Genomic DNA, 12,030 nt, shown 5'->3' on the forward strand with positions numbered 1-12,030 from the left:
AAAGAAATATATTCAGCATTTTGATCTTTTAATTTTTCAATTGTACTCTCCTGACCTATCACCAATCTGGCCTTGGTGTCTTTTATAATATGCCTGATTCTGTCTGAAGGATATGAAGGATCAATCGGCACATAGGCTCCTCCGGATTTCAGAACTCCCAGCATCGCAATCAACATATTTTCGGAACGGTCCAAACATAGGGGAATAATTTCATCTGGTTGAATAGTATATTTTCCGATCAGATCATTGGCCAATTGGTTTGCCTTTTCGTTTAATTCCTGATAGGAAAGTTGAATATCCTGATATACTAAAACTGTATGATCCGGAGTTTTTACCACCTGATCTTCAAAAAGCTGATGAATGGTTTTATCAAATGGATATTCAGAAACCGTATTGTTCCAGTTTTCAATAACTGTTTTATAATCTGTCGCTTTAAGGAATTGGAAATCGTTGATTTTAATATTCTCTGCATTTTCAGTCCCTATTGCTGCGATTTGTTCCAACAGCAGAACATAGGTATCTTTCATCCTCAAAATAGTATTCTTACTGAAAAGAGAAACGGCATAATTAAACATTCCTCTTATCTTTTCCTCTCCATCATCAATCATTGTGGTAAGGTCAAATTTCGCTGCCTGATAATCTATTTCGCCTTCAAAAAGAGAGAATACAGAATCTTTTCCGGTTTCCCTACCAAAGCTTTGAACGCCAAACATCACCTGAAATACCGGATGACGGGACATATCCTGCTCTACGCCCAATTCTTCCACCAATTTTTCAAATGGAAGATCCTGATGCGACTGCGCTTCTGCTACAGATTGGGATACCTGAAGAATAAAGTTTTTAAAATTCTGTCCGGAATTCACATTTCCTCTCAGTGCCAGTGTATTCACAAAGAAACCAACAATATCTTCAAGACCTGCATGATGGCGATTGGAGATTGGGCTCCCTACAATAATATCATCCTGACCTGAATAAGCAGAAAGCATTAAATAGTATCCACCCAGCATCACACTATACAAACTTACTCCAAGGTCTTTGGAAATCGCCCTTAACCCTGAAGCTACTTCTAAAGACAAATCAAAGTAAATGGCAGCCCCTTCATAAGAAATCTGAGCCGGACGTTTGAAATCTAAAGGTAAATTAAGAGATTCAAAGTCTTCTAATATCCCTTTCCAATAATTAATCTGCTTATCCAGAATTTCTCCTTTCAGGTAATTTCTTTGCCAAAGGGCAAAATCTTTATACTGAACAGCAAGATCAGGAAGTTGATGAGGGATTTTGTTAATCAGGGCTTCATACACGGCCTGAATTTCCTTCAACACAATATCTACAGACCATCCGTCAAATGCGATATGATGGACTACTATAGATAAATAATATTGATTTTTCAGTCTGAAAAGAGTTATATCCAAAGGAAGTTCTTCTTCCAGACGGAATATTTTATTGGCCACAGTATTGATAGCCGTTTCCAGCTCTTTTTCTGTGCTAATTTCTACCATTTTGAATTCTGGTATAGCATCTGTAACAACCTGATATCCTATTCCTTCTGCTGTTGTTTTAATTACAGACCGAAGGACTTCGTGGCGCAGAATGACTATTTCCAGGGCTTTCTGAAGTGCTTCCAACTGTACATCCGGGCTCAAAGTGAGTACCATAGGAATATTATAAGCACTGCTTCCACCCTCATAGGCCTCAATAAACCAAAGCCTTTCCTGGGCAAAAGATAAGCGCTGATCTTCAGGAGAGGAAACCATTACAGGCTCTATATGTATGTTTTCTTCCTGGAATTCTGTTTCCAGAAAAGAGGCAAGAGAAGCAATGGTTTTATGATTAAATACAGACGTTACCTGAATACGGAGATCCAGATAATTTTTAATTTTACTGATCAGCTTTATCGCCATGATACTGTTTCCTCCGAGACGGAAGAAATCATCATGAATACTGATTTCATCAGCATCAAGCCCTAATATTTCCCCATAAATACGGCAAAGTTTTTCCTGAAGTTCTGTTTGTGGAGCTGTATATTTTTTGATTCCGGTAAATTCTGGTTCCGGAAGGGCTCTTCTGTCTAATTTCCCGTTAATGGTTAACGGAAGGGTATCAAGCTGTACATAAGCAGCAGGAATCATATATTCCGGCAATGTTTCTGATAAAAATGTTGAAAGATGAGTTTCATCTAACACTTCGTCAGATACATAATATCCGACAAGAACCTTCATTCCTGCTTTATTTTCTTTGGCAAGAATCACCGCCTGCTTTATGCCTGTATATTCCTGCAGCCTGTTTTCAATTTCACCTAATTCAATTCTATAACCACGGATTTTTACCTGGAAGTCATTCCTGCCGATATACTCAATATTTCCATCCGGATGAAGGCGTACCAAGTCTCCGGTTTTATAAATTATTCCGTTTTTTCCTCTGATTTTCTGTATCGGAGTCTGGAAAGGGTTAACAATAAAACGATCGGAAGTAAGATCCGGTCTGTTCAGATATCCTCTTGCAATTCCGTTTCCGCCAAGATAAAGTTCACCTATAGCCCCTATTGGAACGGGACGGTAATAGGCATCCAATACATAGGCTGAAGTATTATTAACAGGACGGCCGATAAGATGTACATCGCCATGTTCAACCTGTTTATAGGTGGCATAAATAGTTGCTTCTGTTGGTCCGTAAAGGTTGTATAAACGGGTATATTCTGACCAGTATTTCCCGGTTTCATAATCACAAGGTTCTCCGGCATACAACATTCCTTTCAGAGAAGGATATTTTATTTTTGGTAATACTGAAAGCATCACCGGCGGCAGATAAGCATAAGCAATATCGTTTTCTAAAAGGTATTGACTTATGGAATCGGCATCTTTTTTAATGGCTTCATCAAGGATATGCAGCTCGTTTCCATATAACAGGGCATTAAAAAATTCTGATACTGATACATCAAAAACGTAAGAGGTATAGGCTGTTATTTTTTCTCCTTCACTGAAACCATAGGCATCTCTGATCTGTGAAACTACGTTTACGACATTCTGGTGTTCAATCATTACCCCCTTAGGCATCCCTGTAGTTCCGCTGGTATAAATTATATACGAAAGATTCTCAGGGGTAACTTTTGTAACAGGATTCTGAGAAGAGATTTCCTCAATAATTGCCTGAAATACAGGATCATTTAAGGATAGAATATGGGCATTCTCTGAGTCTATTTTATCTTTCAATTTTTCTTCTGTAAGAACTACTTTTGCTTGAGTATCTTGAAGAATATGCTGGATTCTATCTGACGGATATTGAGGATCCATAGGAACATAAGCAGCTCCAGCTTTTAAAACGCCCAAAATGGCAACAAGCATATTTTCTGAACGATCTAAACACATAGGGATCAAATCATCAGGCTTCACGTTATATGCAGCAATAAGATGGTTAGCCAGACGATTGGCACGCTCATTGAGTTCCTGATAAGACAATCTGATATTCTGATATACCAATGCAGTGGCATCGGGTGTCTTTGCTGCCTGTTCTTCGAATAACCTGTGAATCGTATATCCTTCTGGAAAATCGTGTTCCTTGGCGTTCCCGTCCTTCGTAATCTTCTGATAATGTTCATCATTTAGAAGCTGAAGGTTCTTAATTGTATTATTTTTTGAGGTTACACTTCCTATTTCAGCCAATTGTTTCAGGATCAGCATATAGGTCTCTTTCATACGGATGATGGTCTCGTTTTTGAAAAGAGCTACTGCATAATTGAAGATTCCCCGGATATTGTCTCCGTGAACATCAATCATCATCGTTACATCAAATTTGGCAGATTTATAATCTATATCTCCATCAAAAGGAAGTAGTACAGTATTATTATTTATATGAGAAACTTTTTCTTCAAAACTCTGAATACCAAACATCACCTGGAAAATAGGGTTTCTTGAATTATCCTGCTCTACTCCCATTTCCTCTACCAGCTTTTCGAAAGGAAGATCCTGATGAGACTGAGCATTGGTGATAGACTCTGAAACCTGCACAATGAAATCTTTTATCTGCTGCTCAGGGTCTATTGTTTCTCTTAAAGCAAAGGTATTAACAAAGAATCCGATGATATTTTCAAGACCTGCATGGTGACGGTTGGCAACTGGGCTTCCCACAATAATATCATCCTGGCCTGAATAAGCGGACAGCATCAGATAATATCCACTCAGCATCACGCTGTATAAACTTACTTCCAGATCTTTTGAAAGTTTTTGTAATTCTGAAGCAAGCTGCTCCGGAAGATCAAAATATATTGTAGCCCCGGTATATGAAACATGGGCTGGTCTTTTAAAGTCCAAAGGAAGATCCAGGGTTTGGAATCCTTCCAATTTGTTTTTCCAATACGATACCTGCTCCTTAAGTATTTCCCCGGAAAGATAATTTCTCTGCCATAGGGCAAAGTCTTTGTATTGAATAGGTAATACTGGAAGTTCAGGTTTTTCACCTTCAATAAGAGCCTGGTAAATGGTATTGAATTCATTGATGAAGACTTCTGTTGACCATCCATCAAAAGCAATATGATGAATAACAACAGATAAATAATCATCATCTTTCATTCTGAAAACAGAAGCATTTATCGGAAGTTCCTGATCCAGTCGGAAAACTTTATTGGCTACATAGTCTATCGTCTGATCAAGTTCTGTTCTGGTTTCAACCTTCCCGAAATGAATCTTAAGCTTTTGATCGGTTACCTTCTGATATCCTACCCCATCTTCTGTGGTAAGAATAATACTTCGCAGTACTTCATGACGCTGCATCAACAGATCAAAAGTCTGCTGAAGAAGTTTCTGGGAAACATTTTTTCCCAGTGTAAACACCATTGGAACATTATAAACACTGCTGCTTCCTTCATAAGACTCTATGAACCAAAGTCTTTCCTGTGCAAAAGACAAACGTTGTTCTTCAGGTTGAGAAACAGGTATTGCATTGATGATTATTGGCTCAGAAACATCATTGTTTTTATCAAGTACATGCGATAATGACGCCACTGTTTTATGTCCAAATACCATGGATACATTGATTGGAATTTCCAGCTCTTGTTTAATTTTACTGATAAGTTTAATAGCCATAATACTATTTCCTCCAAGGCGGAAGAAATCATCATGAATCCCAATGCTTCCAGATTCAATTCCTAAAATCTGACTATAAATCTGACATAATTTTTCCTGTAATTCATTTTCAGGGCCAGTATATTCTCTTTCTCCGCTGAATTCAGGCTCAGGCAGCTGCTTCCTGTCTAATTTTCCATTGATGGTTAATGGCAAAGCTGTAAGTTGAACAAAAACACTTGGCACCATATATTCAGGCAATGTTTCTGATAAATATTCTGTCAGCATTTCTGCATTCAGTTCTTCTTCAGATACATAATACCCGGCCAGATATTTCATTCCAGTACTGTTTTCTTTGGCAAGAACTACAGATTGTTTTATAGCAGGGTGCTGAGATAATCTTTCTTCAATTTCTCCCAATTCTATCCTGTAACCACGGATTTTTACCTGGAAATCGTTTCTGCCAATGTATTCTATATTCCCATCAGGAAGCCATCGTACCAGGTCCCCGGTTTTATATAATTTTCCGTTTACTCCTTTTTGCTTTTGGATTTTCGTTTGGAAAGGATTTTTTATAAAACGTTCTTCAGTAAGATCAGGGCGGTTCAGATAGCCTCTTGCAATGCCTACTCCCCCAAGATACAACTCACCAACAGCTCCTACTGGTGATAACTGTTGGCATCCATCCAGAATATATCCAGAACTGTTTTCTACAGGTTTACCGATAACATGAACATCTCCATGTTTTATCTTTTTGTAAATCGCATAAATAGTTGCTTCCGTAGGACCATACAGATTATAAAGCTCCTTTTTTTCCGACCAATATTTTCCTGTTTCATAATCACAGGGTTCTCCTGCGTACAGGAACCCTTTCACTGAAGGGTAATCTACTCTTGGTAAAACAGATAACATTACCGGAGGTAAATAAGTATAAGCAATCTCATTATCTAGCAAATATCTGCTTATCAGATCGGCATCTTTCTTTGTCGCTTCGTCCAATACATGAAGTTCATTTCCGTATAGCAAGGCATTAAAAAATTCAGATACGGAAACGTCGAAAACATAAGAGGTATAGGCTGTTATTTTTTCTCCTTCAGAAAAGCCATATGCCTCCCTTACCTTCTCCACTACATTCATAACGTTCTGGTGCTCTACCATTACCCCTTTTGGAAGTCCTGTAGTTCCACTAGTGTAAATCACATAAGCTAAACGATCAGGAGAAACATCCATTACAGGATTTGATGACTCGTATGAATCCATCAGAACTCTGAAGTTGGAATCATTTAAAGATAAATATTGTACAGAAAGATGATTAATCTTCTCTATAGTGCTATCTTCTGCAAGAATAATTCTGGCTCCCGTATCTTTGAGGATATACTCAATTCTGTCTACAGGATATGAAGGGTCCATAGGAACATATGCTGCACCAGCTTTCAATACAGCTAAAATTGCAATTAACATATTTTCTGATCTTTCCAGACATAATGGAATAAATTCATCAGGTTTAAGATCAAAAGTGTTGATTAAATAATTAGCTAAACGGTTTGAACGCTCATTAAGCTCCTGGTAGGTGATTTTAACATCCTGATAAACTAATGCAGTATTCTCAGGAGTTTTTATAACCTGATCTTCAAAGGCTTTATGAATGGTTTTACTATTCTGATAGTCCCAATCAATCGTATTCCAGCTTTCTGTTGTTTTCTGATAGGAATTTTCATTTAAGAGCTTGTATTGAGAAATCGGTTTATTAGCATTTCCATCCAATAAATCCTCCAATATTTCAATAAATAACCTCTCATAAATCTCTACAAAATTAGATATTAATTCAGCATCAAGCTTTTGATTCGCATAACGAACCTTATAATTAATCTGACCATCTCTTACTTCCTGCTCAAATGACAATTTCCCAACCAAGTCAACATTCAGATCACTATTAATGATCACATTACTGGCTCCTTCGTAATGAATAACCACATCTTTAAGACTGGTTTGAACAAATCCGAATTCCAGTATATTTGAGGTTGGAGCATAGCTGATAAGTTCCTCAATTGGCAGATATCTGGCCTTACTCGTTTTTAATTGATTGGTGTATTCTATATTTTGATGGATAAGATCCTGCAGAGACGATTTTGGCTCGAATCTGTATCCTTTTAAAATCGTATTAATATGGGCTCCAAAGATAAAATCCTGCCCCTCTGTAATCCCAACAGGATAATTGATAACCAGGTTATTAACTCCTGAAATTCTATGAAGTAAAACGGCAAAAACCAATTGTCCATAAGTATAAGGCGTCAGTTTATATTTTGATATCAGTTGTCTTACTTTAAGGGATACTGATTCAGGAAAATGAAAACGAAGTTCACTTACCGGATTAATCAGGATCTGTTCTTTTTCCTGAGGGTTTAGGAGAAGAGAATCTGTGGTTTGTAAAAATTTAAACCCAATATTTTCAACTTCCTCCAATCCGGACTTCCAGAAATCTGACATTTCTGTTTTCCCTTTTGCCAATATCTCTTCAAGCTGATTTCTCAGTTTTTCGTATCGTATTTCCTGCTCTACAAGGCTTATAGGATTTACATAGCTTAAGTCATTGTAAAAAGTACTTAGCTCAGCATAGATACTGTTTGCACTCAGGCCATCAACAAGAATATGGGAAAATATATGAATAATCCTGTAGCCTCCATTATTCAGCTTGATGGCATAAAACCTTGCCAATTGTTCTTTCTCTAAATCAAAAGGCTGCAAAGCAAGCTGTAAAACTTCTTCAGGACTAGGTTCCTCAGCAATAAATGTTAGTATTTGAGCATGTTCAGAAAGCAAAGGTCTGGGCTTCCAAACCAAATTTTCTGACTCACTTACAACATTACTGTTCAATAGTAAATTATTGTTAACAAATCGGACTAAACTTGAATTCAGTCTATGGATATCTACGTATCCGGACATAGACTGATCAAAGATAATATTATAGTCGCTTCTTGATGGATTCAGGATCCATTCATTATAAAAGGTCGATTGATAAGGTGTTAGCTTCATAGCAATATATCCCGAAGGACGGTAGGTTAGGTTAGGTTTAGGTACGGTTTTTATTCACTCTTTTTGCTTTAAAGCCTTTCTGAACAAGTATTTCAGAAGATCACTAAGCAGCAGCCAGTCCTTTGATTTTACAAAAGAGAATAACCGGAGCCTGTTTTATAACAAGCTTTACATATAAGAGTGAATGTTTAAATGAAAGGGAGTATAGATTGCATTTCCAGGTGCATTTAAATCAAATATTCATATGATTTCCTGAAGAATCCTGACTCATTAAAAAAGATATTTTTTTATCTATTAAGCGTATTTTTCTTATTCAAAAATAATATTTTAAGAAGGTGTTTTTTTATTTTTTATTGGTTATTTAATAATTATTTAATAGTAACCAGCATTATGCTGGTCACTATTAAATAATGGTATTTCAATGATACTTTTACTCTTTAATACAACGAACAGATACACCTTGTGCTTTGCTCGCTCCAAAGGTTGCCGAAGGAGCTCCAAATTGAGCTATTTGTAATGCAAATGCTGATGGACTGGATATTGATCCGGCAGTGCTAGTCCAATAAAGTCCAGATGTTCCTGTGGTAACAGGGGATATGTCTCCTGATGAAGAAACTCGGGTTCCCGCTGCTGTAAGTCCTAATTTACTTGCTGCAGCACTAGTAATTCCATTGTTCATACTAGCTGAACTTAAATAGCTTTGCATTTGTGACTGCGATGGAACTTTAAATCCAATAGGGCAAGGATTATTCGTTGATGTACTATTTTGCCATAACGTTGTACTTGTACCCGCATCTGTTCTCCAGTCTCCACCTGCTGTTATAAATAATGGGTTAGCAGGAATATCTGCTCTAGTACTCGTTGTTCCGTACACACCTGATCCTGAGCTAGAAGATGTCCATTTGATCAAGTCATGCCCATCTGGTCTTCTTCCCCATTGGAATAATGAACCATAAGCGCGGAAATCAGTTGCTGAAGTTGGTCTTTTCCCTAAGTTAAAATTAGGATCATTCACGTTAGTATAATCTGCCCCTAAATTATGGTTCAACCATACGTTATTATCCTCAGCTTGAATTGGAAGGTAAAGGAAATTATGATTGAAGTTTCCTTGAGCATCAGGTTCATTAAACATTCTATCCGGAATAGCTGCTATGATACGAACTTCATAGCCCTTTTGAGCTCCCGAGTTAGGAAGTAAGAATTTCCCTAATAATACTCCAAGAAAATCATTTCCAATACCAGCATTTACGTCTAGTTTACGGGCATTTAATGTTCCAACTTCAGATTTCAGAGTTGCAGTAATTGATTTTGTAGTTGTATTGTATGACTGAGAGTTCCATGAAAGAGTAATATTTCTTGAAATCCCGTCTTCTGTAAGATTCGCAGGAATATTAATTGTTTGGCTCCATGCACCAATCGTTCCACTTCCGGTTGCTGTTGCAGGAATATTAACAGTAAGCCCTGAGGTAGGAATTATACCTTGCAGATCAACCAATGTTTCAGCGATTCCGTCAGCAGCCACAGGTCTTGCAGTAGTAGCAGGCCCAGTAGGCGTAGTAAATGGTGAATAATCCTGATCAAAAACAGAGGCAATAAAGTATCTCCCTTCTATTGTGATGTTGGATGGGATTATAGGAGTTCCCGGGTTTACTGGAAGTGTAATAGCTGGACACGAACTTCCTTTCACTGTAATATTGAACGTTGCACTTCCTGAACTAATGGGAAATCCATTGACTGATAGCTGCAATGTTCCATTTCCTACAGCAAAAGTACCTGCCGCTAATGTAGCCGTTAAGCCATTGGACTGGAAGGTTTGTGCAGCATATGCACTTCCGTCGCCGCCTGTATAAGGAATTGTCAGAATTCCTGTATAAGATTGTCCCTGAGTTGCTGGATTTGGAGCAAATGTAGCGGCTCCGCAGTTTAAAGTAAAGGCAGGATTCTCTTTCCAGAAACACTGTGACCATGCTCCGCCCTGAAAGGCCTTTACACATTGCTCTGATACATCATAAATAAGCATCCCATTTACAGGATTGTTGATCACTCCTGTATTAGGTATTCTGTTTAGTAATAAACTCTTATTGGTTGATCCCAGTTCAAGATCAGCACTTAAATTTGGATTGGGTTGATTAATCCCAACCTGTGCAAGGGAAAAAGAGCTAATACTGATGTAAATAGGTAATAATAACTTTTTTTTCATTTTGAATTTTTGTTGTGGTTTAATAAATAAGTCTATATAAATATTTTTCATTAAAGTTGTTATGAAAATAAAGAATGAATACCCTGCAAGCAGATTTTAAAGTCCTTGTATAGATGCAATATAGTTTTCCTTGTATTGAAATCAAGGAATGATGACTGTAGATAATTTAATATTACAATGATTTGAAAATAGCTGCCTGAAGAATTTTTATTCTTTACTTAGTGACAACCACACAGGCATTTCCTGCAATATTTGCATTAAATGTAATATTTCCGGTCTTATCAGGGGTTCCGGTAATAGAATACTGTAAGCTTCCATTTCCTAAGGCAAAATTTCCTGCAGGTAAACTTGCAGTCAAACCATTGGCTTGAATAGATTGTGCCTGATAACTTCCTCCGTCTCCGCCTGTATAAGGAATGGTCAGTGTACCCTTAAAAGCCTGCCCTGCGACAGGATTTGGAGAAACTGCCGCGGAAGAACAAGATAATGAAACTGGGCCAGCAAAAGCCATTTTTCCACTTAATCCTTTTCCAAGACATTTAGACCATTTATCCGCCTGATATGCTTTTACACATTCTTCGGATAGGTCATAGATCATCATACCATTAACCGGATTAGCAACAGCGGCTGTGTTGGGAACTCTGTTTAAAAGTAATGTTTTGTTGGTGGATCCCAGTTCAAGATCTGCGCTGAGATTGGGATTTTCTTTCTTAATTCCTACCTGTGCAAAGGAAAGCACACTGAAACAGCAGGTAATCAGCCATAATACATTTTTCTTCATTTGTATAAAGTCTTAGTGTTTAATAATTTTTTTCTCTCAGTAAAGATATATGTTAAAAATGAATTTTCAAAAAAAAAACAATGAAAATTGCAAACTTAATCACTAAGTGATGATTTTATATTTCAATATAAATAATTGAAATTCATCTAAATAAAAGGAACTAAAGGGTGCTTAAATCAATTAACTCAAACTTTAGGAATCAAAAAATGTGGTACCACGTTTTTAAGTATTTTATCATGTGAAGCTATGCAGCTCTGATAATTTTTGTCAATAAAAATATCTCTGGTGAAGAATTTTATACTATCAATTTTACACTCATCATTTATAATTTCAAAAGAATCCAGAGGAATCATCATTCCTCCTCCGTGAGCTTTCATCACCGCCTCTTTTTGAGTCCAATAGGAAAAAAAAGCCTTAATCCGATCTTCAGAAGAGTCAATTTTAAGAAATTCATGTTCTGTCATTTGATATTGGAAGTCCAGATAATTAATTTTTGGATCTCTAAATTCTACATCAATTCCTATAGGAAATTCTGCAATAGCACAAACGGCAAGTTCTTTGGAATGAGATATATTGAAATAAAGAGACTGGTCTTTTAAATAAGGCTTATGATCCAATGAACGTTCGATATGTACCTCATTAATTTGATAATGTGAACTCAATCCCCATCGTAAAAGTACCCTGCCCAAAAGAGAAAGCTGAGCATCCTGCCATCTTCTGTATTGTAGAATATCCTGTTGAAAATCTTCCGGAAAAGAGTTTAGATACCTGTCTACAATAGACTGATGTTTTTCTTCATTGATAAACGCATATAAAATAACCATTTCTGATGTTCTTCAAATGTATTGTATTCCTTTTAAAATATATTATGACTCATCTTGTCAAGAGATAAAAATAAACATTTTTAATGGTTCTTTTAGCTTCAAACTATTCGAACTTTGAACATCCACATTATGAGG

4 protein-coding genes (1 of these 4 only partly in view) are annotated in these 12,030 nt (G+C 36.9%); all 4 read right to left on the reverse strand.

Going from position 1 to position 12,030, the window contains the following annotated elements; genetic code table 11:
• A protein-coding gene (locus AC3HD6_RS07615; RefSeq protein ID WP_488895799.1) for a non-ribosomal peptide synthase/polyketide synthase crosses the window boundary here: on the reverse strand, positions 1-8,090 show its 5' end (the start). Its footprint begins 36,142 nt before the window's first position; only the first 8,090 of its 44,232 coding nucleotides appear in the window; it begins with the start codon at positions 8,088-8,090; its stop codon lies beyond the left edge, outside the window.
• A 430-nt stretch (positions 8,091-8,520) separates the two neighbouring features.
• Positions 8,521-10,290, reverse strand: coding sequence for a fibrobacter succinogenes major paralogous domain-containing protein (locus AC3HD6_RS07620; RefSeq protein ID WP_488895800.1), 1,770 nt, complete (start codon positions 10,288-10,290; stop codon positions 8,521-8,523).
• A 214-nt stretch (positions 10,291-10,504) separates the two neighbouring features.
• Positions 10,505-11,071 (reverse strand): hypothetical protein, encoded by a 567-nt coding sequence (locus tag AC3HD6_RS07625; RefSeq protein WP_488895801.1) that lies wholly within the window; start codon positions 11,069-11,071, stop codon positions 10,505-10,507.
• A 185-nt stretch (positions 11,072-11,256) separates the two neighbouring features.
• Positions 11,257-11,895: a 4'-phosphopantetheinyl transferase family protein gene (locus AC3HD6_RS07630; RefSeq protein WP_488895802.1), complete on the reverse strand. Its 639-nt coding sequence runs from the start codon at positions 11,893-11,895 to the stop codon at positions 11,257-11,259.
• Positions 11,896-12,030: the final 135 nt, after the last annotated feature.

The sequence above is a fragment of the Chryseobacterium sp. II3a genome, assembly GCF_057815135.1.

Coding starts and splice junctions, on each gene's coding strand:
- AC3HD6_RS07620 (WP_488895800.1), bottom strand. CDS start 10,290: ATGAAAAAAAAGTTATTATTACCTATTTACATCAGTATTAGCTCTTTT.
- AC3HD6_RS07625 (WP_488895801.1), bottom strand. CDS start 11,071: ATGAAGAAAAATGTATTATGGCTGATTACCTGCTGTTTCAGTGTGCTT.
- AC3HD6_RS07630 (WP_488895802.1), bottom strand. CDS start 11,895: ATGGTTATTTTATATGCGTTTATCAATGAAGAAAAACATCAGTCTATT.